This window comes from Actinoplanes sp. NPDC049316, from assembly GCF_040677315.1.
Classification (GTDB): Bacteria; Actinomycetota; Actinomycetes; order Mycobacteriales; family Micromonosporaceae; genus Actinoplanes.
This window is the reverse complement of sequence record NZ_JBFAQM010000048.1, coordinates 1-22,121: the sequence shown is the minus strand read 5'-3', so window position 1 is coordinate 22,121 and position 22,121 is coordinate 1. Positions and strand designations below refer to the sequence as shown.

At 72.2% G+C, this 22,121-nt stretch carries 28 protein-coding genes; 18 read left to right on the top strand and 10 right to left on the bottom strand.

The genetic code is table 11. From position 1 onward, the window contains the following. Positions 1-56: 56 nt before the first annotated feature. From fabG to AB0K03_RS39350, 5 genes are all read left to right on the top strand, one after another. Entirely contained in the window at positions 57-815 is a 759-nt protein-coding gene (gene fabG, locus AB0K03_RS39370; protein ID WP_364696686.1) for a 3-oxoacyl-ACP reductase FabG, read from the top strand. Positions 816-899: 84 nt separating this feature from the next. Continuing rightward, the gene (locus tag AB0K03_RS39365) at positions 900-1,298 is read left to right on the top strand and encodes a hypothetical protein (protein WP_364696683.1); all 399 of its coding nucleotides are present in this window, start codon (positions 900-902) and stop codon (positions 1,296-1,298) included. A 3-nt stretch (positions 1,299-1,301) separates the two neighbouring features. Further along, a complete protein-coding gene (locus tag AB0K03_RS39360; RefSeq protein WP_364696680.1) occupies positions 1,302-2,756 on the top strand; it encodes a glutathionylspermidine synthase family protein in 1,455 nt (484 codons plus the stop codon). A gap of 97 nt (positions 2,757-2,853) precedes the next feature. Then, positions 2,854-4,299, top strand: coding sequence for a sigma-70 family RNA polymerase sigma factor (locus tag AB0K03_RS39355; protein WP_364696677.1), 1,446 nt, complete (start codon positions 2,854-2,856; stop codon positions 4,297-4,299). Between the two features lie 113 nt (positions 4,300-4,412). After that, positions 4,413-5,762 carry an endo-1,4-beta-xylanase gene (locus tag AB0K03_RS39350; protein WP_364696674.1) on the top strand — a complete coding sequence of 450 codons (1,350 nt, stop codon included), beginning with the start codon at positions 4,413-4,415 and terminating at the stop codon, positions 5,760-5,762. A gap of 57 nt (positions 5,763-5,819) precedes the next feature. Here the strand turns inward: AB0K03_RS39350 and AB0K03_RS39345 are convergent, their stop codons facing one another. Both AB0K03_RS39345 and AB0K03_RS39340 read right to left on the bottom strand, forming a co-directional pair. Continuing rightward, a complete protein-coding gene (locus AB0K03_RS39345) occupies positions 5,820-6,251 on the bottom strand; it encodes a hypothetical protein (protein WP_364696671.1) in 432 nt (143 codons plus the stop codon). Beyond that, the gene (locus AB0K03_RS39340) at positions 6,244-6,609 is read right to left on the bottom strand and encodes a hypothetical protein (RefSeq protein ID WP_364696749.1); all 366 of its coding nucleotides are present in this window, start codon (positions 6,607-6,609) and stop codon (positions 6,244-6,246) included. The genes AB0K03_RS39345 and AB0K03_RS39340 overlap by 8 nt, the downstream gene beginning before the upstream one ends. Positions 6,610-6,685: 76 nt before the next feature. Between AB0K03_RS39340 and AB0K03_RS39335 the strand changes: the two genes are divergently transcribed. Further along, entirely contained in the window at positions 6,686-7,582 is an 897-nt protein-coding gene (locus AB0K03_RS39335) for a Gfo/Idh/MocA family oxidoreductase (RefSeq protein ID WP_364696668.1), read from the top strand. On the opposite strand, the gene AB0K03_RS39330 is transcribed toward AB0K03_RS39335, so the two are convergent. Both AB0K03_RS39330 and AB0K03_RS39325 read right to left on the bottom strand, forming a co-directional pair. Further along, complete coding sequence (locus tag AB0K03_RS39330; protein ID WP_364696665.1) at positions 7,579-8,805, bottom strand: hypothetical protein; 1,227 nt, start codon at positions 8,803-8,805, stop codon at positions 7,579-7,581. The two genes, AB0K03_RS39335 and AB0K03_RS39330, sit on opposite strands and share 4 nt — an antisense overlap. Continuing rightward, positions 8,802-9,311 carry a SigE family RNA polymerase sigma factor gene (locus AB0K03_RS39325; RefSeq protein ID WP_364696662.1) on the bottom strand — a complete coding sequence of 170 codons (510 nt, stop codon included), beginning with the start codon at positions 9,309-9,311 and terminating at the stop codon, positions 8,802-8,804. The genes AB0K03_RS39330 and AB0K03_RS39325 overlap by 4 nt, the downstream gene beginning before the upstream one ends. Positions 9,312-9,435: 124 nt before the next feature. Between AB0K03_RS39325 and AB0K03_RS39320 the strand changes: the two genes are divergently transcribed. The 4 genes from AB0K03_RS39320 to AB0K03_RS39305 all read left to right on the top strand — a co-directional run bounded on the left by AB0K03_RS39320 (position 9,436) and on the right by AB0K03_RS39305 (position 12,982). Next, positions 9,436-10,050, top strand: a complete 615-nt coding sequence (locus AB0K03_RS39320) for a sigma-70 family RNA polymerase sigma factor (RefSeq protein WP_364696659.1) — start codon at positions 9,436-9,438, stop codon at positions 10,048-10,050. After that, positions 10,047-10,793 (top strand): anti-sigma factor, encoded by a 747-nt coding sequence (locus AB0K03_RS39315; protein ID WP_364696656.1) that lies wholly within the window; start codon positions 10,047-10,049, stop codon positions 10,791-10,793. Before AB0K03_RS39320 ends, AB0K03_RS39315 begins: the two co-directional genes overlap by 4 nt. A gap of 68 nt (positions 10,794-10,861) precedes the next feature. Beyond that, positions 10,862-11,506, top strand: a complete 645-nt coding sequence (locus tag AB0K03_RS39310; protein WP_364696653.1) for a fasciclin domain-containing protein — start codon at positions 10,862-10,864, stop codon at positions 11,504-11,506. A gap of 36 nt (positions 11,507-11,542) precedes the next feature. Then, complete coding sequence (locus tag AB0K03_RS39305) at positions 11,543-12,982, top strand: molybdopterin-dependent oxidoreductase (RefSeq protein WP_364696746.1); 1,440 nt, start codon at positions 11,543-11,545, stop codon at positions 12,980-12,982. Between the two features lies 1 nt (position 12,983). Here AB0K03_RS39305 and AB0K03_RS39300 read toward each other — a convergent pair whose 3' ends face one another. Then, positions 12,984-13,274 (bottom strand): hypothetical protein, encoded by a 291-nt coding sequence (locus tag AB0K03_RS39300; protein ID WP_364696650.1) that lies wholly within the window; start codon positions 13,272-13,274, stop codon positions 12,984-12,986. 297 nt (positions 13,275-13,571) lie between these two features. On the opposite strand from AB0K03_RS39300, the gene AB0K03_RS39295 reads away from it, so the two are divergent. Then, positions 13,572-13,910, top strand: coding sequence for a hypothetical protein (locus AB0K03_RS39295; RefSeq protein WP_364696647.1), 339 nt, complete (start codon positions 13,572-13,574; stop codon positions 13,908-13,910). A 20-nt stretch (positions 13,911-13,930) separates the two neighbouring features. Here the strand turns inward: AB0K03_RS39295 and AB0K03_RS39290 are convergent, their stop codons facing one another. Further along, a complete protein-coding gene (locus AB0K03_RS39290; protein WP_364696644.1) occupies positions 13,931-14,899 on the bottom strand; it encodes an AraC family transcriptional regulator in 969 nt (322 codons plus the stop codon). Positions 14,900-15,210: 311 nt separating this feature from the next. On the opposite strand from AB0K03_RS39290, the gene AB0K03_RS39285 reads away from it, so the two are divergent. The 3 genes from AB0K03_RS39285 (at position 15,211) to AB0K03_RS39275 (ending at position 16,516) form a co-directional block, all read left to right on the top strand. Continuing rightward, positions 15,211-15,567, top strand: a complete 357-nt coding sequence (locus AB0K03_RS39285) for an STAS domain-containing protein (protein ID WP_199511644.1) — start codon at positions 15,211-15,213, stop codon at positions 15,565-15,567. A 119-nt stretch (positions 15,568-15,686) separates the two neighbouring features. Continuing rightward, complete coding sequence (locus tag AB0K03_RS39280; protein WP_364696641.1) at positions 15,687-16,022, top strand: YnfA family protein; 336 nt, start codon at positions 15,687-15,689, stop codon at positions 16,020-16,022. A gap of 56 nt (positions 16,023-16,078) precedes the next feature. Then, on the top strand, positions 16,079-16,516 hold the full coding sequence (locus AB0K03_RS39275; protein ID WP_364696638.1) for a VanZ family protein: 438 nt from the start codon (positions 16,079-16,081) through the stop codon (positions 16,514-16,516). 28 nt (positions 16,517-16,544) lie between these two features. On the opposite strand, the gene AB0K03_RS39270 is transcribed toward AB0K03_RS39275, so the two are convergent. The 3 genes from AB0K03_RS39270 to AB0K03_RS39260 form a co-directional block, all read right to left on the bottom strand. Beyond that, positions 16,545-17,357, bottom strand: a complete 813-nt coding sequence (locus AB0K03_RS39270; RefSeq protein WP_364696635.1) for a VOC family protein — start codon at positions 17,355-17,357, stop codon at positions 16,545-16,547. 81 nt (positions 17,358-17,438) lie between these two features. Further along, positions 17,439-17,711: a DUF3817 domain-containing protein gene (locus tag AB0K03_RS39265; RefSeq protein WP_364696743.1), complete on the bottom strand. Its 273-nt coding sequence runs from the start codon at positions 17,709-17,711 to the stop codon at positions 17,439-17,441. 2 nt (positions 17,712-17,713) lie between these two features. Then, on the bottom strand, positions 17,714-18,268 hold the full coding sequence (locus AB0K03_RS39260; protein WP_364696632.1) for a DUF2269 family protein: 555 nt from the start codon (positions 18,266-18,268) through the stop codon (positions 17,714-17,716). A gap of 97 nt (positions 18,269-18,365) precedes the next feature. Here AB0K03_RS39260 and AB0K03_RS39255 point away from each other — a divergent pair, with 97 nt between their 5' ends. Continuing rightward, entirely contained in the window at positions 18,366-19,400 is a 1,035-nt protein-coding gene (locus tag AB0K03_RS39255) for a helix-turn-helix domain-containing protein (RefSeq protein ID WP_364696629.1), read from the top strand. Here AB0K03_RS39255 and AB0K03_RS39250 read toward each other — a convergent pair. Then, complete coding sequence (locus AB0K03_RS39250; RefSeq protein ID WP_364696626.1) at positions 19,390-19,860, bottom strand: hypothetical protein; 471 nt, start codon at positions 19,858-19,860, stop codon at positions 19,390-19,392. The genes AB0K03_RS39255 and AB0K03_RS39250 overlap by 11 nt on opposite strands. Before the next feature lie 79 nt (positions 19,861-19,939). On the opposite strand from AB0K03_RS39250, the gene AB0K03_RS39245 reads away from it, so the two are divergent. The 3 genes from AB0K03_RS39245 to AB0K03_RS39235 all read left to right on the top strand — a co-directional run bounded on the left by AB0K03_RS39245 (position 19,940) and on the right by AB0K03_RS39235 (position 22,009). Next, a complete protein-coding gene (locus AB0K03_RS39245; protein WP_364696623.1) occupies positions 19,940-20,311 on the top strand; it encodes a hypothetical protein in 372 nt (123 codons plus the stop codon). 157 nt (positions 20,312-20,468) lie between these two features. Beyond that, entirely contained in the window at positions 20,469-21,650 is a 1,182-nt protein-coding gene (locus AB0K03_RS39240; RefSeq protein ID WP_364696620.1) for a serine hydrolase domain-containing protein, read from the top strand. Next, complete coding sequence (locus tag AB0K03_RS39235) at positions 21,647-22,009, top strand: nuclear transport factor 2 family protein (RefSeq protein WP_364696618.1); 363 nt, start codon at positions 21,647-21,649, stop codon at positions 22,007-22,009. Before AB0K03_RS39240 ends, AB0K03_RS39235 begins: the two co-directional genes overlap by 4 nt. Positions 22,010-22,121 lie beyond the last annotated feature (112 nt).

Sequence of the window (22,121 nt, the reverse complement as noted above, 5' to 3'; positions counted from 1 at the left end):
TAACTTCTCGGCTAGAGTCGGCCCGTCAGGAGATCTGTATCTGCGGGAGGCCAGCAATGACCCAGCCGAGTCGGGTAGCGATCGTCACCGGAGCCGCGCGCGGCATCGGCGAAGCGACCGCCCGCAAGCTCGCCGCCGACGGCATGGCCGTCGCGGTCGTCGACCTCGACGAGGGCGCGTGCGCCAACACGGTCACGGCGATCCACGACGCCGGCGGCACCGCGCTCGCCGTCGGCGCCGACGTGTCGAACCCGGCCCAGGTCACGGCGGCGGTCGAGAAGGTGGTCAACGAGCTGGGCGCGCCCACCGTCCTGGTGAACAACGCCGGGGTGCTGCGCGACAACCTGCTGTTCAAGATGACCGACGACGACTGGGAGACCGTGATGGCGGTCCACCTGCGCGGCGCGTTCCTGTTCAGCCGGGCCGTGCAGAAGCACATGGTGGACGCCGGCTGGGGTCGCATCGTCAGCCTCTCCAGCACGTCCGCGCTGGGCAACCGGGGCCAGGCCAACTACGCCGCCGCCAAGGCCGGGCTGCAGGGCTTCACCAAGACGCTCGCCATCGAGCTGGGCCGCTTCGGCATCACGGCCAACGCGGTCGCGCCCGGCTTCATCGTGACCGACATGACCGCCGCGACGGCCGCGCGCGTCGGCGTCGACTTCGCGGACTTCCAGAAGGCGGCGATCAGTCAGATTCCCGTCGGCCGGGCGGGCCGTCCCGAAGACGTCGCCAACACCGTATCCTTCCTGGTCAGTGAGGGAGCGGGGTTCGTGTCCGGCCAGGTGATCTACGTGGCCGGAGGTCCCCGCGGGTAGCGTTCGCCTTGATCGGGGTCGCTACACAGGTAAGGAGCGACCCCGATGGGCGAAAGGGCGGAGAAGCTTTCAGTGAACCGACGGATGAGCTCTCGTAATGTGGCACTGACCAGCACGTTCCTGCTGCTGGCCGCGGGTGGGGCCGCGGCGTGCGACAACGGCAACGAATATCAGGACGAGGGCTTCTACTGCGCCGACGAGAACGGCGTCATCGTCGACGAGGACTACTGCGACGACGACTACAACGGCGGCGGCGGCGGTGGCGGGTTCTTCATCTGGCACTCGTCCGGCTACCGCTCCGGCTATCCGGTCGGCTCGCGGCTCCCTGCCGGCGGCCAGAAGTTCGCGTACAACGACAAGTCGTCGCGGTCGAAGTTCGGGCTGCCGTCCAGCGGCCGGATCGGCAACGGGACGGTCAAGACCAGCGTCGTCGGCAAGGGCGGCAGCGGCTCCTCCGGCAAGTCCAGCCGGTCGGGTGGCTGAGCCGTGCGCCGGGTCCCGTACGGGCCGGTCCGTGACGGCTGGCGGCTCACCAACTACAGCCTCGGGCTGACCTACAACGACACCGAGCTGCCCGACGGGACGATGATCTCGTACTGGCAGGAGGGGCCGTACTACGAGTTCACCGAGGCGGAGATCGAGGAGCTGGAGACGGCCACCTCGGTGCTGCACCAGATGTGCATGGACGCCGGCGACTGGATGGTCCAGCAGTGCCCGCGGCGCACGATCGAGGGCCGCCGCCAGGGCTACTTCAGCTCGGTGTGCACCCCGGAGAGCTGCTTCCTGACGAAGATCGGCATCCCGGAGTACGCGCACGAGCAGATCATCCGGACCTGGTTCGACGGCGACGCGGAGACCTGGACCCACCGGGACAAGGACCCCGACGGCATGGTCCCGCTGCAGACGCCCGACTACTCGCCGAGCGTCTACGGCCGCTTCGACCTCTGGTACAACGGCGCGGGCAGCGTCCCGCGGCTGCTCGAGTTCAACGCGCAGACCCCGACGTCGCTGGTCGAGTCCGCGGTCATCCAGTGGCACTGGGTGGACCAGACCAACCTGACCCAGCACCCGTGGCGGCAGTGGAACTCCATCCACGACCGCCTCGTCGGCTGGGAGGCCGCGGACGGCGAGCCCGCCAACCCGGGCGCCTGGCGGCGCAACATCGGCAAGCTCCGCGAGGCCCGGCCCTGGCTGCCGGAGAAACCCAAGATCTTCTTCGCGTACGAGACGAGCGAGACGACCGGCGAGGACCGGATGAACGTCGCCTACCTGATGGCCACCGCCGAGGAGGCCGGCTACCCGGTCGAGCTCATCGCGATGAGCCAGATCGGCTGGGACGTGGCGGGCGACCGCGTGCTCTTCGTCCCCGCGCCCGGCCAGGAGCACAAGGCCGAGCCGATCGACGTGATCTTCATGCTGTACCCGTGGGAGTGGTTCTGGAACGAGGAGGGCGGCAAGGCCTTCTTCCGCAACATGGCCGACCCCGCGAAGCGCGGCACGGTCTGGATCGAGCCCCCGTACAAGGCGGCGCTGCTGGGCAACAAGGCGCTGCTGCCGGTGCTCTGGAAGCTCTTCGGCGACGACCCCCAGCGCGGCAAGTACCTGCTGCCGGCGTACTTCGCGGAGTCCTCGTCGGCGGCCAAGCTGACCAGCTACGCCAAGAAACCCGTCTGGGGCCGCGAGGGCGGATCGGTCACGCTCGTCAAGGACGGCGTCACCATCACCGAGCACCCCTCCGAGTACGGCGCGGACGGCCGGTTCGTGGTGCAGGAGCTGCTGGAGCTGCCCTCGTACGACGGCCTCGAGGGCACGGTGCACCCGGTGATCGGCTCCTGGCTGATCGACGGCGAGCCGGCGGGCATGGGCATCCGCGAGGGGCTGGGGACGGACGGCCTGGTCACGAAGGACCGCTGCAACTTCCTCCCCCACCTCATCACCTGAGGAACGGCTCGGGCGGGCGCGGAGGGATTAGCATACGGTTTCGTCTATGTGACCGTTCACTATCCCGTCCGTACCGCACCCGAGTCAGGACACTGCCGTGGTCCAGCAGATGCACGCCTCCGAGGAAGCTGTCGTCGTCGCTGCGCGTACCGGTGATCGGGCCGCGTGGAACGAGCTGGCCCGCCGCTGTCTGCCGATGGTGTACACGCTCGTACGCCAGGCCCTGCACGACGATCCCGGCGTGGACGACGTCGTGCAGGACGTCATGGTCCGGGCGCTGCGGCAGCTTCCGGACCTGCGGTCGCCGGGCAGCTTCCGGCCGTGGCTGGCGGCGATCGCCGTACGGCAGATCGGCAGCCACCTGGCGCGCGCGAAGGTCACCGCGGGCCGGGCCGCGCCGCTCGACGTGATCACCGGGCGGCCGGATGCCGGCGCCGAGGTGGAGGGGCCGGCGTTGCTGCGGGCCGAGCTCGCGGAGCAGCGCCGGCAGGTGGGGCACGCGACCCGGTGGATGGGCGCCGACGAGCGGGCGGTGTTCTCGCTGTGGTGGCTCGAGACCGTCGGTGAGCTCGCCCGCCGCGACGTCGCCACGGCCCTGGGGACGAGCGTCGCCCACGCCGGCGTACGGATCCAGCGGATGCGCGAGCAGCTGGAGGCGAGCCGGCGGGTCGTCGCCGCCCTGGAGGCGATGCCCGGCTGTGACGAGCTCGGCGAGGTCGCCGCGGGGTGGGACGGGAGCCCCGGCGCGTACTGGCGGAAGCGGCTGGTGCGACACGTGCAGTCCTGTCGCGTGTGCGGCGCCGCCGCGGGTGGCCTGCTGCCCGTGGACCGGCTGGTGGCGGGGATCGCGCTGCTGCCCGTACCCGTCGCGCTGGCCGCCGCGGTGTTCGCCAAGGGTTCCGCCGGCGGGGTGGTCGCGGCGTCCTGGCTGGGGCGCGTCGTGCAGGCCGCGGTCGCTCACCCGCTGGCGGCGACGGTCGCCTCCGGTGCGCTGATCGTCGGCGTCACGGCGACGACGACCTCGCTTGCGCCGCCCACCGGGCCCGGCATCGCGGCCGTGCCGGCGCTGCCCCGGCCCGGTCCGCCGCAGCCGGATCCGCCGGCCGGGGCGATGCGTACGGGGCCGGTGTCGCTGGAGTCGGCGACCTCCGCGGGTCGGTTCGTGACCGTCTCCGGTGACCGGGGCGTGCTCGCCGCGATCGGGCCGGCCAGCGACGCCGCCGAGCGGGAGCGCGCCAACCTGACCGCCGTCGCCGGGCTCGCGGATCCGTCCTGTTACTCGTTCCGCCGGCCGGACGGGCGCTACCTGCGGCACTCCTCCTTCCGGCTGCGGCTCAGCCCGGACGAGGGGACCGTTCTGTTCCGTCGGGATGCGACGTTCTGCGAGCAGGACGGCTTCGTGGACGATTCCGTGTCGCTGGAGTCGTTCAACTATCGCGGCTTCTTCCTGCGCCACGTCGGCGAGCAACTGTGGATCGACCAGTTCGACGGCAGCGACGAGTTCCGCGCGGAGAGCTCGTTCCGGGTGCGACCGCCGCGCTGAACAACCGTTATGCGCGGGCGGCCCAGAAGGTCGGATCTTGAGGGTTCGGGAAACCGGGGCGCAATATTGGCGTGCACCTATGGAAGCGCTCCCACGCCCGGAAGGTTCCCCCCATGCCCATCCCCAGACGACATCGCGTCCTGCTGCTCTCGGCCACCGCCGCGGCCACCGTCCTGGCCGCCGGGGTAGCCGTGGTCGGCACCGCCGAGGCGGCCACCACCCTCGGCGCCTCGGCCGCGCAGACCGGCCGCTACTTCGGCGCCGCGATCGCCGCCGGCAGGCTGAGCGACTCCACCTACACCCGCATCCTGACCACCGAGTTCAACTCGGTGACCCCGGAGAACGAGATGAAGTGGGACGCCACCGAGCCGTCCCAGGGCTCGTTCAACTACAGCGGCGGCGACCGCATCCTCAACCAGGGCATCTCGATGGGCGCCAAGGTACGGGGCCACGCCCTGCTCTGGCACCAGCAACAGCCGTCCTGGGCGCAGGGGCTGTCCGGCACCGCCCTGCGCAACGCCGCGATCAACCACGTGACGCAGGTCGCCACCCACTACCGCGGCAAGATCTACGCCTGGGACGTGGTGAACGAGGCGTTCGCCGACGGTGGCAGCGGCGCCCGGCGCGACTCGAACCTGCAGCGCACCGGCAACGACTGGATCGAGGCCGCGTTCCGGGCCGCCCGGGCCGCCGACCCGAACGCGAAGCTCTGCTACAACGACTACAACACCGACGGTGTCAACGCGAAGTCGACCGGCGTGCTCAACATGGTCAAGGACTTCAAGTCCCGCGGCGTGCCGATCGACTGCGTGGGCTTCCAGTCGCACCTGGGCACCGGCATCCCCGGCGACTACCAGGCCAACCTGCAGCGCTTCGCCGACGCGGGGGTCGACGTCCAGATCACCGAGCTCGACGTCGCCCAGGGCTCCAACCAGGCGAACGTGTACGCCTCGGTCACCAAGGCCTGCCTCGCGGTGTCGCGCTGCACCGGCATCACGGTCTGGGGCATCCGTGACAGCGACTCGTGGCGTACCGGCGAGAACCCGCTGCTGTTCGACAACTCCGGGAACAAGAAGGCCGCGTACACCTCGGTGCTGAACGCGCTCAACGCCGGCGGCACCACCAACCCGCCGCCCGGCTCGCCGAGCACGCCGCCGCCGAACCCCGGTACCGGCGCCTGCTCCGCGTCGGTGTCGCTCAACTCCTGGACCGGCGGGTACGTCGCGACCGTACGGGTCACCGCCGGCTCCGCCGCGGTCAACGGCTGGACGGTGGGCCTGACCATCCCGTCCGGTGGCGCGGTGACGAGCACGTGGAGCGCGACGAACAGCGGCACGAGCGGCGCAGTGAGCTTCCGCAACGTGAGCTACAACGGGCAGATCCCGGCCGGCGGCACCACCGAGTTCGGCTTCCAGGGGACCGGCACGGGTCCCACCGCCACCCCGACGTGCCAGGCCGGCTGACCGTCCCCCACCCGGCTCACCCGCCGGTCCGGCTGCGGCCGGGCCGGCGGTGTGCCGTCAGGGACGCGGGCGGTTGCGCCAGAGCCACCAGAGACCGACGAACGGCAGCACCAGCGGGACGTAGCCGTACCCGCTGCCGTAACGGGACCAGACCGTGTCGTCCGGGAAGGCGACCGCGTCCGCGATGCTGAGCGTGCCCACCACCAGCACGCCGATCAGCTCGATCGTGCAACTGGTCAGCGCGAGCAGCCGGCCCCTGACCCCGCCGACGGCCAGGCCGGCCGTCGCCGCGATGTAGACCAGGCCGGCGAACGCCGACAGCAGGTACGCCAGCGGCGCCTCGGAGAAGTGGGTGGAGATCTGGACCAGGGCGCGGGCGCTCGCCGACAGGGCGAAGATGCCGTACACGAGGAGCAGGACCCGGCCGAGGCCGCTGCCGATGGCCGCGTCGCGGGGGCGGGCCGGCGTCGGGGTCGGTTGCTCAGCCACCGGTCACCTCCGCGATCTGCTGCAGGCGCAGCACGAGGACCGGCAGCACCAGCGCGGCGACGCCGAGGATCAGGGTGCCCCAGCGGGTCGGTTCGAGGCGGGCCAGGTAGACCGCGACCGGCGCGAAGGCGACCGTGGTGATGAGATAGCCGACGAAGGTGGTCCATTCGGCGGGCCGGTCGCCGATGAACAGGCCGACGACGGCGACCACGACCAGGACCGCCACCAGCGCGCCGAGGCCGAGCATGGACCACAGGTCGGCGTTCGTCGGAGCGCGGTCGAGGGCCGTGCGGATCAGATACCAGACCGCCAGCACCAGCGCCACCGCGATCACGGCGATCGAGAGGGGGCCGTTCATCACCGGCACAGCGTACTGACCGGGGCGGGCGTGTTAGCTTTCGCCCGGGTGATCAGCGGCGGAAGGCGGCACGGCGATGCGGTTCGGACTCTTCGGCACGGGGCCCTGGGCCCACCAGGCGCACGCTCCGGCGCTCGCGGCGCACGCGGACGTGGAGTTCGTCGGCGTCTGGGGACGCGACGCCGGCAAGGCGGCGGCGCTGGCCGAGGAGCACGGCGCGAAGCCGTACGCGGACATCGACGCGCTGATCGCCGACGTGGACGCGATCGCGGTGGCCCTGCCGCCGGACGTGCAGTCGGACATCGCGCTGCGGGCGGCGCGCGCGGGCAAGCACCTGCTGCTGGACAAGCCCGTCGCGTTCACCGCGGCCGCCGCCGGCGAGGTCGTGGCCGCCGCGGCCGAGCACGACGTCGCGAGTGTGGTGTTCTTCACCCGGCGCTTCATGCCGGTGGTGCAGGACTTCATCGAGCAGGCCCGGGCGACCGGCGGCTGGCTCGAGGCCCGCATCGACCACCTCGGTTCGATCTTCCAGCCCGGGAACCCGTTCGGCGAGTCGGCCTGGCGCAAGGAGAGCGGCGGGCTGTGGGACGTCGGCCCGCACGCGGTCGCGCTCGTGCTGCCCGTGCTCGGCCCGGTCGCCGAGGTGACCGCGCTGACCGGCGCCCGGGACATGACCCACCTGCTGCTGCGGCACGCCGAGGGCGCGGTCAGCACGCTCACCTTGAGCGTCGACGCCCCGGCGAAGCTCGAACGCGAGGACGCCGTCCTGTACGGCGAGTCCGGCGTCGCCGGGGTGCCGCCGGTCGAATGGCTGCCGGTGGAGGCGTTCGGCCGGGCGATCGACGCGCTGATCGGCGCGGCGAACGGCGGCCCGGCGTCGGCGCTCGACGTCCGCTTCGGCGCGGAGGTCGTCAGGATCCTCGCCGCGGCCGCCGAGTCCGCCGCCACCGGGGTCACCGTCAAGCTCGGCTAACGGCACTTCCACAGCAGCGGGTGGTTGGACAGGTTCTCGCCGCTGGAGTAGCCGGCGGCGGTCCGGCCGTCGTCGCTGAAGCTCTCGATCAGGTAATCCTGCCGGCCCGTCGCCTTCCGGTAACCGGGCAGCTCCGTCGTCACGTTGCCCTCGCTGGTGATGACGGGGCGCCGGGCCGTACCGATGATCCAGCCGTTGGCGGCCACCCGGTCCGGCATGCCCGACGCGGCCGGCAGGCGCTCGTACCGCCCGGTGTCGATGCGGTAGCGGAAGAACGCGAACCGGCGCTCGTCCTTGGTGTCGATGACGCTGCGTCCCACCACCCAGCCGTTGCGGATCGACTCCGGCCAGAACATGGTCGCCTTGGTCCCGTCGACCTTCGGCAGCGGCATCGCGCGGTGGGTGCCGTCGGCCAGCCACAGATAGCCGCTGCCCTCCTTGCCTTCGGGCTGCACCGTGCCGAGGATGTTGCCGGCCTCGTCGATGTCGGCCGCCGTGCCGAACTCCGTGCCGGGCGGTACGGGCAGCTTCTGCGGCTGGGCGGTCACCGAAGACCAACGGGCGGGCATTCCCTCGTAGATGGGGCCGAGGCTGCCGACCGCCACGCCGGCGTCGTTGATCGCGGACACGGTGGCCTCCCCGCCGGGCATCCGGGTGACCTTGCCGTTGCTGTAGGCGTACGGAACGACGCCGGGGTCGAAGGTGTAGCCCACCGCGGCGCCGCGCGTGTTGATGTCCTCGAAGCTCTGGTCCGATCCGCCGATCCGGACGGTGTCGGCGATCTTGCCGTCCTTCCAGATCACCAGGGGGCGCGAGCCGTCGTCCTTCCCGGCCGGGTACGTCCGCCCGACCACCCAGCGCCCACTCGGGTCGCCGCCGGTGACCAGGGCCTTCGCCACGCCGTCGGTGGGCAGCCGGGTGACCGTGCAGTCCTTCGGCCGCTCGAGCGGGGCCGCGGCGGTGATCGACGGCACCGGGGTGGCCACCGGCCGGGGCGCCGTTCCGGGTCGGCCCACGGCGGACAGGGCCAGGGTGCCGCCCGCCGCGGTGGTGGCGGTCAGCGCGACGATCGCCGTGCCGCTCGCCCACCAGCGCGTCAGGCGGCGCCGGCGGCCCTCGGCCATGGCCCGGGCCACATCGATGCGGGGCGGCCCGGCCGGTTCGCCCGCGAGGGGCCGCAGCAGCGCCGCGGCGTACCGCTCGTCGTCGAGGTTGTCGCTCATTGGTTGCTCCCGATCTCGATGCGGTTGCCGAGGATGCGGCGCAGCGCCGCGAGGCCGTGCGCCGTCTGGCTCTTCACGGTGCCCTCGCTGCAGTTCAGCGCGCGGGCGACGTCGGCGACGGACTGGTCGCAGAGGAAGCGCAGGACCAGCACGGCCTGCTGCCGGGGCGGCACCTTCGACAGCGCGGCGCGCAGCACGGCGCGCTCCTCCACGTCCGGTTGGCCTGCTGGCGGCACGGGGCGTTCCGGTGGGGCGCCGAGCCGGACCTTCCACCAGCCCCGGCGCTTCTCGTCGAGGAACGTCCGGACGAGGATGGCGTGCACGTACCCGTCGAGGTTCTCCACCCGGCTGATCCGCGACCAGCGCGCGTAGAGCTTCGTGATCGCCTCCTGCACCAGGTCGTCGGCCTGGTGCTCGTCGCCGCACAGCAGGTACGCGGTACGCCGCAGCGCCGCCGCCCGGCCGTGCACGTACGCCACGTACTCGGAATCCGTTCCGTCAGCCATCCCCGCTCCCGTCGCCGCTACCCCCTAGACGGACATTCGCCCGGATCGGTTGTACGGCGGCCCATCCGCATAGCGTCCCGCACCGAATCCCCGTTGAATGCCTGTGGACGAAGAGAGGGACACCATGGCGGAGTACGGCGCAGCCCGGGACCGGCGGCCGGACCATCTGTCCGCCGTGCCGGCGCCGCCCACGGACGTCGGCGACCTGCTGCGCGGGATCGCCCGGGGCGACGAGGCGGCCTTCGGGCGGCTGTACGACCTGGTCGCGCCGCGCGTCTACGGGCTGATCCGGCGGGTGCTGCGCGACCCGGCCCAGGCCGAGGAGGTGACGCAGGAGGTGCTCGTCGAGGTGTGGCGCACCGCCGCGCGCTTCGACCCGTCCCGTGGCTCGGCCACGGCGTGGGTGTTCACCATCGCGCACCGGCGGGCCGTCGACCGGGTACGCGCCGAGCAGGCCGCCGCCGACCGCACCCTCAGAGTCGGCGCCGCCTCGGTCGACACCCCGTACGACGAGGTGGTCGACGAGGTGTCCGGCCGGCTGGAGCGCCAGCAGGTGCGCCGGTGCATGGACGACCTCACCGAGCTGCAGCGGCAGGCCGTGACGCTCGCTTACTACCAGGGCCACTCGTACCGCGAGGTGGCCGATCTGCTCGAGACGCCGCTGCCCACGGTCAAGACCCGGATGCGCGACGGCCTGATCCGCCTGCGCGACTGCCTGGGCGTGGAGGTGACCGCATGAACCCGACGGACGTGCACGCGCTGGTGGGCGCCTATGCCCTGGACGCGGTCGACGACCTGGAACGGGCCGCCTTCGAACGGCACATCGCCGAGTGCGCGGCGTGCCGTACCGAGGTGGACGAGCTGCGGGAGACCGCGGCCCGGCTGGCCGACGGGACCTGGTCGGTGCCGCCGCCGCGGCTGCGCGGCGAGGTCATGGCCGCGATCGGCCGGACCCGGCAGCTTCCGCCGCCGGACGCGGTCCCGGGAAGTGGTCGTTCCGGGCGGGGCCGCTGGCGCCGGTATTCGGTGGCCGCGGCCGCGGCGGTGGTCCTGGCCGCGGGGACCGGCGCGACCGTCTACGCGATCCAGGATCAACGGGTACGCGACCAGAGCGCGATCGCCTCGGCCGCCGAACTGCGGCAGCAACGCACCCAGGCCATCCTCTCCGCCGCCGACCTGGTCGTGCGCACCGAGCCGATGGACGGCGGCGGCCGGGTCACCGTGGCGTCGTCGGCGGCACAGGGCGCGAGCGTGGTGTCCATCCGCGCGGACCGGGCCCCGGGCGCCGGCCGGGCGTTCCAGATGTGGACGATCCGCGGCACCGGCAACCCGGTCTCGCCGGGTGTGCTGGACCCGGGGGAGCAGTCCGCGGTGCGGGTGGTCGACGGCGTTCCGGGCAACGACGTCTTCGCGGTGTCGCTCGAGCCGGCGGGCGGATCTGCGCAACCGACCACAGTGGTCGCCGAAGTTCCGCTGACCTGAGAGCAATCCGGCGGGCATACGGGTCCGAATCAGTAGCGAAGGTAAAAACAACTACTGAGGGGTACGAAATGCGCGCCACGAAGTTCACCGCAGTCGCCGCAGCCGCCTTGTTCTCCGTCTCCCTGGCGGCCTGCGGCGACGACTCCACCTCGGACGACGCCGGCTCGGCCGCGGCGCCGGCGCCCATGACCTCGTCGGCCGCGCCGATGATGTCGTCCGCGCCGGCCATGGACACCATGACGAACTTCGGCTCCGGCTGTGCGGCCGTGCCGAAGGACGCCTCGAACCCCGGCAGCTTCGAGGCGATGGCGCAGGTGCCGGTCGCCACCGCCGCCTCCGGCAACCCCGTGCTGTCCACGCTGGTCAGCGCCGTCAAGAAGGCCGGGCTGGTCGACTCGCTCAACTCGGCCCCGGCGATCACCGTCTTCGCGCCGGCGAACTCCGCCTTCGACAAGATCCCGTCGAAGGACCTCAACAAGGTGCTCGCCGACAAGAAGACGCTGACCAGCATCCTCACGTACCACGTCGTGCCGGAGAAGCTCACGCCCGCCGACCTGGCCGGCACGCACAAGACGCTCGAGGGTGACGAGGTCGAGGTCACCGGCAGCGGCACCGACTTCAAGGTCGGCGACGCGTCGGTCGTCTGCGGCAACGTGCAGACCGCGAACGCGACGGTCTACATCATCGACTCCGTCCTGATGCCGAAGAGCTGACCGGTGTCCCGGCGTACGCGGCCGGCACTGGCCGGCATGCTCTCCGCCGCCCTCGGGGTGGCTGCCGCGGAACTGCTCGCGGCGGCCACCCGGCCGGCGGCCGGGCCCCTGGTCGCGGTCGGTGGGGCGGTCATCGACGCGACGCCCACGCCGGTCAAGGAGTTCGCCGTACGGACCCTCGGCACGTACGACAAGCCGGTGCTGCTCGGCTCGATCGTGCTCGTCCTGTTGCTGTTCACCGCGGTCGTCGGAATCCTGAGCGCCCACCGCCGGGTGGCCGTCGCCGGCGCGGCCGTCTTCGGCATCGCGGGCGCCGCGGCCGCCCTGTCCCGGCCGGCCGCCGTCGCGTACGACGCCGTTCCGTCCCTGCTCGGCGCGGCGATCGCCGGCGCTGTTCTCATGTTCTGGGCGCCCGCTGTGCCCGCCGCGCCGGGACGCCGCCGGTTCCTGCGGACCGCGCTGCTCGTCGCCGGCGGGTCCGTCGTCGCCGGGACCGCCGCCGAGACCGTCAAGCGGATCAAGGGTGGAGCGGTGGCCGAATCACGCGAGGCGATCACCCTGCCCACGGCGGCGGATCCCGCGAAACCCCTGCCCGGCGGTATCGCGCCCGGCTTCTACTCCGACAAGCTCTACCGCGTCGACACCGCGCTCACCGTGCCCCGCATCGACGCCGGCGCGTGGCGGCTCAAGATCCACGGGATGGTCCGCAACGAGATGTCACTGTCCTTCGCGGACCTGCTCGGGCGGCCGCTCATCGAGCGGGACATCACCCTGAACTGCGTCTCCAACGAGGTCGGGGGTCCGTACATCGGGACGGCCCGATGGCTGGGGGTGCCGCTGGCGCCGCTGCTGGCCGAGGCCGGCGTCGACGCGGCGGCGGACCAGATCGTGGCGCGCTCCGCGGAAGGCATGACCATCGGTACGCCGCTCGGCACGGCCCTGGACGGCCGCGACACGATGCTCTGCGTCGGCATGAACGGCGAGCCGCTCGAACTGGAGCACGGCTTCCCGGTGCGGATGCTGACTCCCGGCCTGTACGGCTACGCCGGCGCCTGCAAGTGGGTCACCGAGCTGGAGCTCACCACGTTCGCCGAGTTCGACGCGTACTGGGTGCGCCGCGGCTGGGCGGCGAACGGGCCGGTCAAGACCGCCTCCCGGATCGAGCGTCCGCAGCCGTTCGCCCGGCCGGCCGCCGGACCCGTGACGGTGGCCGGGGTGGCGTGGGCCCAGGGCCGCGGTATCCGCACGGTCGAGGTACGCGTCGACGACCGCGAGTGGCGCAAGGCGGAGCTGCTGCCCGTACCATCCTCGGACACCTGGGTCCAGTGGCGCTACCGGTGGGACGCCACGCCCGGTTTGCACATGCTGTCAGTACGGGCGACCGACGGCACGGGCGAGACCCAGACCGAACAGCGGGCGACGCCGTACCCGTCGGGGGCGACCGGCTGGCACAGCGTCACCGTGACGGTGGAGTGAGTCAGGGAACCGTACGCTCGATCGCCGCCGCACCGTCCCGCTCCAGTTCCTTGCGGGCCCGCTCGATGTTCTCCGGCGTGGGGTCGCGTCCCTCCGCGACCGCCAGGTCCACCGGCTCCCACTCCTGGTCGGCCCCGGTGCGCACCACGGGCTCCTCGCCGGGCTGCAGGAATTCGGGGTTGTCGGAGTCGGGACCGCCGCCGGTGATGAAGGCGTCCACCGCGACATCGTCCTCGACGGCGTCGGCCACCTCCGGGGTCTCTTCCAGCGGAGGCTGATTCTGATCAGTCATCGCTCCTCCAAGCTGCACGCTTGCGTCCTTCCGCCCGGGCATACCCGCCGGGGCGGTTACTCACGCACCCACGCCGAATGGGACGATCGATTCGTTGGGGCACCAAGCGAGCGCGATTCGGACAGCCGCCGCGCGCAACGGATGGACGGTGCGTAGCGAGCCGAATACATTTCTGCCGTGCCACGTGTATGAGCGTTCCGGCGGGGAAGACGCACGCCCGTGGCGAGGGGAACATGATATGAGCGATCGCTGGACAGCGTGGCCCCACTCCGGCCCGGCCGAGCGGGGCGAGGCGAGGTGAGCAGCCTGCCCGACGCCGAGCGGGACGCCGGTGAGGTGGTACGGCTGCTCGAGGCGCTCGCGGCGTCCTTGCGGGCACGCGGAGCGGACCTCGGTGACGAGAGCGAGGCCTTGGCGGCCCTCGCCCGGGAGGGCGGCACGGCGGCCGCGCGGGTGCTGGCGTACCTGCGCGCCCTGCAGGGTGCGGGCGACGGGGTGGCGCTCGCGGTCGCCCCGCATCTCGGCCCGTGGCGGGACTGGACGCCGATGCGCGGCAGCCTGTTCGGCGGCGTGCGCGACGCCACCACCCGGGTCGACGAGCTTCCGCGACCCCGGCGCTGCGATCCCGGCGAATAACGTCCGGCTTCAGCGCTTCTTCAGGCGCGTGAGCGCAGCGTGTCGGAGGGGGATTCGCCGAAGCGTGTCCGGTACGCCGACGCGAAGCGGCCGAGGTGCGCGAACCCCCAGCGGTGGGCGACCGCCGCCACCGTCGTCCGGCCCGGATCCTCCTGGCGCAGCGTCTCGTGCGCGCGGCTGAGGCGAATCTGCTGCAGATACGTCATCGGCGCGCAGCCCACGTGCCGCCGGAACCCCTCCTGCAGCGAGCGGACGCTCACCCCCGCGATCCGCGCGAGATCCGCCACCGTGAACGGTCGCTCCGGCTCGTCCCGGATGGCGTCCATCGTGCGCCGGATGGGCCGGGGCGGCACCGCGGGCGCGGGCGCGGCGAGCTCCTCGCTGTAGCGGTGCGGCAGGCTCAGCAGCAGGCCCGAGACGATGGTGTGGCGCAGGTGCTCGGCGACCAGCGGCTGCCGGATCAGGCTCCCCGGACGGGCGATCTCCGCGTGCAGCATCCGGACGATCTCACTCCAGCTGCGTACCGCGCCGTCGGCGAGCGACACCGAGGTCGGCATCTCCAGCGGGCCGTCGACGGGATGGCCGAGCAGATCGGCGAGCTCCGCCTCGAGCGCCGGCCGTTCGATCTTGACGTCCAGTTCGGCCGAATCCGCGTCGTGCAGGGTGTAGACCGGCTTGCCGGGTCCATACACGATGGCCGTGCCGGGGTCCGCCGTGAGCTCCTGGCCGGCGTGCCGTACGTGCACGCGGCCGCAGGTGGGAATGGTGACGTGGTACGCGTCGAGGTCGGTCGAGGCGATCGAGACGGCGGCCCCGAAACCGATGTGTCCCACGGTCAATGGTCCGAGTTGGATCACATCCGCGCGGAACTGGAAGCCCTCGGCCCCGTCGGGGGTGCCGATCGCGAGTGGATAGTAGAAGCGGGTCAGCAGCGACCGCATGTCCTCGATGTCGGAACTGCGGAAACCCGCCGTGGCGCGGTCTGCCAAGGGGGGCGTCACCGTCCGGAGGTGAACGTCAACCATTTCGCAAGGCACTCCCACGCATACGGTGAGTATTCGGCCAGGAACAGTGGATCGTCAATCTCCTTGCCGCGGGGTGACCGATCCAGCACATTCCGGCCAGATGAACTACCCTGGCGTTCCGCGCCTACCTGGCGTAACTTGCAGACCAGCGGATAGTTGTTGGGACGCGGAGGTCCAGCCGGCACCGGGGTGAGGTGCCGGGCCGTGCGGCTGGTAGCGCGAAGACCTCGCGGAACGTTCGGCGTCGCCCGCACGACGCCAGGAAGAGGGCAGCCGTGTATCTGCCGATCACCACTCGCCAGTTGGCCGATGGCACCGTCGAGATCGCCCCCAGCGGGGAGATCGACCTCGACAACGCCCACGTCCTGCGTGACGCCGTCAACGACGTCCTGACCGCGCAGACGCCGGGCAAGATAGACCTCGACCTCCAACGGGTGATGTTGATCGACAGTATCGGCATCGGCATCCTCGTCGCCTGCTTCCACGCCGCCGCCGCCTCCGGCGTGAAACTCGCGGTGAGCCACCCGAGCCCGACCGTGTACCGGCAGCTGTGGATCTCCGGCCTCGTCGGCCTCCTCGGCTGCGCCGAACCGCCCTCCCCGCGCACCTCGGTGGGCCTGCGCCCCAGCTGACGACGGTCCTGGGGGACCCCGCCGGGTTTGCCGGCCCGGCGAGGTCCGCAGGGGGCCGTCGCGTCCCCGCGGCGCGGCCCGGTCCGGCGTGGCTCGGTGCCGGAGGCAGAATGCAGCCCATGTCCGTGCTGCGCTCCGTCGCCCTGTTCCTGCTCGCCGCTCTCGCCGAGATCGGCGGCGCCTGGCTCGTCTGGCAAGGCGTGCGGGAGCACCGGGGCCTGCTGTTCGCCGGGCTCGGTGTCGCGGCGCTCGGCGCATACGGCTTCGTCGCGACCCTGCAGCCCGACCCCAACTTCGGCCGCATCCTGGCCGCCTACGGCGGCGTCTTCGTCGCCGGATCCCTCGGATGGGGGATGCTCGTCGACGGTTTCCGCCCGGACCGCTGGGATCTCATCGGTGCGGCCTGCTGCCTCGCCGGCGTCGCGCTGATCATGTACGCCCCCCGCGGCGCCTGACCATCCGGCGTGGACCCGGGCCGTGCTCTTCCCGGGTCGCCTACCGTTGACCAATCATGGGGCGACGGGTGACGGTCGGGATGCTGCTGCTGTACACCGCGGGCGTCGTCGCCATCACGATCTTCCCGATCCGCCCCCACCCCGCCTCGTACTGGGCCGGCGAACCGATAGCCGAGATGTTCCACTGGATCCCCGGCGACGTGGACGCGCCCAGCTTCGTTCTCAACGTCATCATGTTCGTCCCGTTCGGCATCCTCGTACCGCTGCTGTGGCCGGCCACCGACAGCCTCCGCCGGCTCGCCCTGTGCGCGGCGGCCGCCAGTGCGACGATCGAGCTGGTGCAGCTCGTCCTCGGCCTGACGATCGGCAGCCGGCGTACGGTCGACGTCAACGACCTGATCGCCAACACCGCGGGCGCGGTGATCGGGCTGCTCATCCTGCGGCTGGCAGTGCCGTCCGCGGCGCACCGGGCCGGCGCCTGCCCGCGCAGGTGACACCGGCGCGCGGCGGCGCCGGATCTGCCTAGATCAGCAGGTCCGGCTCGACCTGGTGAATCTTGATCGGCATGCCGTCCGGGGTCTCGACGTGCAGGCGCGTGCCCAGGTCCCGGTCGACGGCCATCCGGACGATCCGTACGTCCCGGTCGCGCAGCAGCCGCTCGAGGCGGTCCAGCGGCATCGTCGCGGAGAAGTTCAGCTCGACGGTGCTCTCGCCACGGGCCGGGTCCGGCGGACGGGTGACCAGCCCGATCTGGGCCGTACCGACCTGCATGAGCACCCAGTCGCCGTCCCGGTCGCCGTGGACCAGGTCCCCGCCGAACTTCTCGTAGAAGGCGACCGCCGCGGGCATGTCCGCGACGTGGACCATCGGCTGCAACTGCAGACCGGGCCACGGCGCCGGCACCTTGGCCACGCCGCGGCTCGGGGCGTCGCGCTGGTCGCCGTCGTCCTGGGCGGCTTCCGCGGCGGATCTCTGGTGAGCGACCTCCGGCTGGTCTCCGGCCGTTTCATCCGCCGCTGTCGCCGCCGCCGCTGTCGCCGCCGCCGCTGTCGCCGCCGCCGCTGTCGCCGCCGCCGCTGTCGCCGCCGCTGGCTCGTCCGCCGCCGGCTCGGTCGCGGGCATCTGCGCCTGGTCGGCGGCTTCCGCGGGCTGGGCCGGGTCGGTCAGGAAGGGTGAGGCGATGGGGCGCGGGTCGGTTGCGCTCGCCGGCCGGCGCGGGACGGGAGCCACCGGCGCCGGCGACGTACGCGCCGGGTGGGGGCGCGGCGGGGCGGACTCCCGGCCCCGCGGGTCGGCCGTCCTGCCGCCGGCGGCGACCGGTCGTTCCTTGGCCATGGCGGGCCTCCTGTCGGGCAACTGTCGGCGCGGCCGGATGCCGTCACCGCAGGGCTCAACGACCCGTACCCGGTCATCGATTCAGCCGGGCGTGCCGACTTCGGAAGCCGAGCGTCCGGTAATCCGCCGAATCGCCAGAAGCCCCCCGGCGCCGGGCACCACCGCGAGTAGCCGGGCCCGGCCGTCGGCACTGTCCCGCAGCGTCGCCCCGACGACGACCAGGTACGCACACCCGTGCACCGGCCCGGCCAGCGACGCGACCTCGGGAACGTGCACCGTCGCGAGGTTGACGAGCAGGACGACGAGCGAGGCGAGCTCGACCAGGGCGGCGAGGCGCAGCGGCCGCGACGGCACGCTCACGCCCCTGTCGTCGAGCCGGGACGGACGATCATCAGCACGACGACGATCGCCCAGAGCAGGTTGAACACGCCCGTGACCATGCCGAGCCGGGCCGTTGCCTTTCCGCTGATCCCCACCTTGTCGCGCGGTTTGGTGAGCGCTGCCGCCCTTCCACGCGGTGCTGCCTTGTCGTCCGGCGGTGCGGCCTTGTCGTCCGGCGGTGCGGCCTTGTCGTCCGGCGCTGCCGCGTTCTCGGCCTGGGCGGTGAGGGCGGCCGCCTGGCCGGGGAGGATCGCGAAGGCCAGGACGATGCCGGCGACGGCCGTGAGGATCATCGAGATGATCAGCCAAGCGTCGGTGAGGACGCCGAGGCTGCTCGCGGTCGCGAGACCGAAGACGGGTACGAGCAGGCCGAGCCCGGCGTAGACCCGGCAGATCCGGTGCAGGAGCGCCGGCACGGCGGGCGCGGCGGACCTGCGGACGGCGGCCGGGAACATGCTGGCCGCGACGGTCACCGGGCCGATCGCCACGATGGCCGCCAGGACGTGCAGGGACAGGAGCAGTTTCGTCACGGTTGCCGACGGTAGGGACCACGGAAACTCGCCGACAGTGGCGGGAATGCCACAAGACAACGGATTTTCGCCACGGCTGGGGCTAGGCTGCGGCGGCATGCACATCGTTGCCGTACTCGCCCTCGACGGCGTCATCGCCTTCGACCTGTCGACGCCGCTCGAGGTGTTCGCCCGCCTCCGCCTTGCCGACGGCAGCCGCGCCTATGACGTACGGGTGTGCGCGCCCGGCGGGGAGGTCGACGCGGGGGCGTTCGTCGTACGGGCGCCGTATGGGCTGGACGTGCTCGAGGAGGCGGACACGGTCATCGTTCCCGGGGTGGCAGACGTTGCTGTGCCCGTACCCGAAAAGGTTGTCAGCGCACTCCGCAGCGCCGCGGCGCGCGGCACCCGGATCGCGTCCATCTGCGCGGGCGCGTTCGTCCTCGCGGCGACCGGGCTGCTCGACGGCCGTCGCGCCACCACCCACTGGGTCGCCGCCGCCCAGCTGGCCGAGCGGTTCCCCGCGGTGGAGGTCGACCCCGGCGTCCTGTACGTCGACAACGGCCAGTTCCTGACCTCGGCCGGCGCGGCGGCGGGCCTGGACCTGTGCCTGCACATGATCCGGCGCGACCACGGCTCAGCCGTGGCCGCCGACGCCGCACGGCTCTCCGTGATGCCGCTCGAACGCGAAGGCGGCCAGGCCCAGTTCATGGTCGCCGCCCGGCCACCCGCGCCGCGCGGCTCCACGATGGAGCCGCTCCTGCGCTGGCTCGACGCCAACTGCGGCCACGAGCTGACGACGGCCCGGATAGCGGCGCACGCGGGCATGAGCACCCGTACGCTCAACCGCCGCTTCCGCGAACAGACCGGCACGACCCCGCTGCAGTGGCTGCACCTGGCGCGCGTGCGGCGGGCCCAGCATCTGCTGGAGACAACGGCGGATGCCGTGGACCGGATCGGTTCCACGGTCGGGTTCGGGTCGCCAACGGCGTTCCGGGACCGGTTCAAGCGGGTGGTGGGGACGAGCCCGTATGCCTACCGGCACGCGTTCCGCTCGAAGAACAGGGCCGGATCGCCGCCGCTCGGCCAGGTCGGGTCGTCGCCGGCCGGCCCGGTCGAGTCGCCGCGGTCATCGGTCGCTGTCAGTCGTTGAGCTGGGCTCGTTGGATCTCCTCCAGCGTCGCCGTCATCACCTCCGTCACCGGTCGCGTCCCGGTCAGGTGCTCGATGAGCAGCGCGGCATGCAACGCCAGCTCGTCGGGCTTCGGCGGGGGAGAGCCGTCGTCCTCCCAGACACCCAGCGCTCCGGCCAGCAGATAGAGCATGGTCTGCGGGTCGACGCCCGGGCACCATGCCGCGGCGGCCCGGACGCTGCCGGCGAGCACAGCCCGCACGTCGTCGGCGTCGAGGCCGTCCGGATGGGCCGTCTCGAGCAGCAGGCGCACGGCCGTGCCCAGGATCAGTCCGGCCTGGGTCTGATCCTGCACGCCCAGCTCGGCGACCGCCTCGGTCAGGACCGCCACGTCATGATCGCGCGCCGCCGCGACGGCGGCCGAGGTCGCCGCCGCGATGGGCCGGGCCGGTGCGGGCAGCTGCCGCCACTCGTTCGTCACGGCACGAAACTAGCCTGGGGGTCCGACATTTCCGGGCCGGCGCTCACGCTCCCGAGCGCGCCGGCGCGTCGTAGACGTCGTGCGTACGCCCGCAGGAGGTCGTCGGCATCGGGCCATCGTCTCGGAGCTCCACCTGGTCGATGAGCGCATCGTCGGCCCGAAGCCCGCGACGCTGGATTTCGCGCAGGCGGCCGCGCTGCCGCTGACCGCGCTGACCGCGTGGGAGGCGCTGTTCGACCGGCTGCACCTGACCGCCGGGAGCACGGGAACGCTGCTGGTGCTCGGCGCCGCCGGCGGCGTCGGATCGATTCTGGTTCAGCTCGCCCGCCGGCTCACGAACCTCGAGATCATCGGTACGGCGTCCCGCCCCGAGTCGCAGCGCTGGGTGCTGGATCGCGGCGCGCACCGCGTGCCGAGCTGGTCGACAAGGGCGTCTTGCACACGACTCTGACCCGCCGGATCGACGGCATCACCGCGGCGAACCTGCGGGAGGCGCACGCCGCGGTCGAGGCGGGTGCCACCATCGGCAAGATCGTCCTCGCCGGCTTCTGATCCGGTGATCGCCGGGTTGCTGATTTCTGTCGTACAGGCCTGGCATGGTGGTCGGCATGACGTTGCACGAAGCGATGACGGCGCGCATGGAGCGCGGCGAGTTCCCGGGGATCGTCACGCTCGTGGCCCGCGACGACGACGTGCGCGTCGATGCGATCGGCACCACGAGCTTCGGCGGCGCGGTGCCGATGCGCCGCGACACGATCTTCCGGATCGCGTCGCTGACCAAGCCCGTGCTGGCCGCCGCGACGATGGCCCTCGTCGAGGACGACGTCGTCGACCTGGAGGAGCCGGTCCACAAGCTGCTGCCCGAGCTGGCCGGTCAGCGGGTGCTGGCCCGCGTCGACGGCCCGCTGGACGACACGGTCCCGCTGCGCCGGCCGGTCACGGTGGAGGATCTGCTCACCTTCCGGATGGGGTACGGCCTCATCACCGAGCCGGTCTTCGACCCGCCGTGGCCGGTCGTCGAGGCCGCCCGCGATCTCGGCCTCGTGCTGGGCCCACCGGACCCACGCACCCCACACGACCCCGACGAGTGGATCCGCCGCTTCGCCACCCTCCCACTCCTGACCCAGCCGGGCGAGAAATGGCAGTACAACGTCGGCACGCTCGTGCTCGGCGTCCTTCTCGCCCGGGCTGCGGGCAAGCCGCTGGGAGACGTCCTCCGCGAGCGGCTGTTCGACCCGCTGGGCATGCGCGAGACCGGCTTCTGGCTTCCCCTCGACCGGGCCCGCGAGCTGCCCGCCTCCTATGCGGGAGATCCCGCGACGGGACAGCTGGTGGAGGCCACCGACACCGGCCCGGAGGTGTGGAGCACGCCGCCGGTGTTCCCGTCGGGCTCCGCCGGTCTGGTGTCGACGGTCGACGAGTTCTGCACGTTCGCCCGCATGCTGCTCAACCGCGGCGTCCACGGCGGCACCCGGCTGCTCTCCGAGCAATCGGTCGAGCTCATGACCACCAACCGGCTGACCACCGGCCAGGTCGCCTCCGCCGGGCAGCTCCTCGCGGGTTCCGGCTGGGGCTTCGGCATGGGCGTGACCGTCACGGCCGACGACGTCTCCGCCCCGGGCCGGTACGGCTGGTCCGGCGGTTACGGCACCACCTGGTTCAACGACCCCCACGAGCGCCTCATCGCCATCGCTTTCACCCAGGTCAGCGACTTCCTGTGGAGCGGTGCGCAGAAGGAGTTCTCGCGGCTGGCGTACACGCACGGACAAGCGGAAGGGAGTGGACGATGACCAGCCTCGACGCGGTCACCGCCTGGATCGGGAACTACCGGACCGCCTGGGAGTCCAACGACCCCGACGACATCGCCAACCTGTTCACCGACGACGCGGCCTACTTCACCGAGCCGTACGCGAAGCCCTGGCTCGGCCGCGAAGCGATCGTCGCGGGCTGGCTGGAGCACCAGGACGCCCCGGGCGACACCACCTTCGAATGGCACCCGCTGATCGTCACGGAGGACCTCGCGATCATCGAGGCGACGACCCGGTACGCGAAGCCGGCCCGGACATACAGCAACATGTGGGTGCTCCGGCTGGACCACAACGGCCAGGCGCGACAGTTCACGGAGTGGTACATGAAGCATCCTGACTGAGCACCAGCACCGGCCCGCCAGCACCGGCCCGCCAGCACCGGCCCGCCAGCACCGGCCCGCCAGCACCGGCCCGCCAGCACCGGCCCGCCAGCACCGGCCCGCCAGCACCGGC

Excerpts from the sequence above, each read along its gene's own strand:
- fabG (WP_364696686.1), top strand. The coding sequence starts at position 57 with ATGACCCAGCCGAGTCGGGTAGCGATCGTCACCGGAGCCGCGCGCGGC.
- AB0K03_RS39365 (WP_364696683.1), top strand. The coding sequence starts at position 900 with ATGAGCTCTCGTAATGTGGCACTGACCAGCACGTTCCTGCTGCTGGCC.
- AB0K03_RS39350 (WP_364696674.1), top strand. The coding sequence starts at position 4,413 with ATGCCCATCCCCAGACGACATCGCGTCCTGCTGCTCTCGGCCACCGCC.
- AB0K03_RS39340 (WP_364696749.1), bottom strand. The coding sequence starts at position 6,609 with ATGAACGGCCCCCTCTCGATCGCCGTGATCGCGGTGGCGCTGGTGCTG.
- AB0K03_RS39335 (WP_364696668.1), top strand. The coding sequence starts at position 6,686 with ATGCGGTTCGGACTCTTCGGCACGGGGCCCTGGGCCCACCAGGCGCAC.
- AB0K03_RS39330 (WP_364696665.1), bottom strand. The coding sequence starts at position 8,805 with ATGAGCGACAACCTCGACGACGAGCGGTACGCCGCGGCGCTGCTGCGG.
- AB0K03_RS39325 (WP_364696662.1), bottom strand. The coding sequence starts at position 9,311 with ATGGCTGACGGAACGGATTCCGAGTACGTGGCGTACGTGCACGGCCGG.
- AB0K03_RS39320 (WP_364696659.1), top strand. The coding sequence starts at position 9,436 with ATGGCGGAGTACGGCGCAGCCCGGGACCGGCGGCCGGACCATCTGTCC.
- AB0K03_RS39315 (WP_364696656.1), top strand. The coding sequence starts at position 10,047 with ATGAACCCGACGGACGTGCACGCGCTGGTGGGCGCCTATGCCCTGGAC.
- AB0K03_RS39310 (WP_364696653.1), top strand. The coding sequence starts at position 10,862 with ATGCGCGCCACGAAGTTCACCGCAGTCGCCGCAGCCGCCTTGTTCTCC.
- AB0K03_RS39305 (WP_364696746.1), top strand. The coding sequence starts at position 11,543 with ATGCTCTCCGCCGCCCTCGGGGTGGCTGCCGCGGAACTGCTCGCGGCG.
- AB0K03_RS39300 (WP_364696650.1), bottom strand. The coding sequence starts at position 13,274 with ATGACTGATCAGAATCAGCCTCCGCTGGAAGAGACCCCGGAGGTGGCC.
- AB0K03_RS39280 (WP_364696641.1), top strand. The coding sequence starts at position 15,687 with ATGTCCGTGCTGCGCTCCGTCGCCCTGTTCCTGCTCGCCGCTCTCGCC.
- AB0K03_RS39275 (WP_364696638.1), top strand. The coding sequence starts at position 16,079 with ATGGGGCGACGGGTGACGGTCGGGATGCTGCTGCTGTACACCGCGGGC.
- AB0K03_RS39270 (WP_364696635.1), bottom strand. The coding sequence starts at position 17,357 with ATGGCCAAGGAACGACCGGTCGCCGCCGGCGGCAGGACGGCCGACCCG.
- AB0K03_RS39255 (WP_364696629.1), top strand. The coding sequence starts at position 18,366 with ATGCACATCGTTGCCGTACTCGCCCTCGACGGCGTCATCGCCTTCGAC.
- AB0K03_RS39240 (WP_364696620.1), top strand. The coding sequence starts at position 20,469 with ATGACGTTGCACGAAGCGATGACGGCGCGCATGGAGCGCGGCGAGTTC.
- AB0K03_RS39235 (WP_364696618.1), top strand. The coding sequence starts at position 21,647 with ATGACCAGCCTCGACGCGGTCACCGCCTGGATCGGGAACTACCGGACC.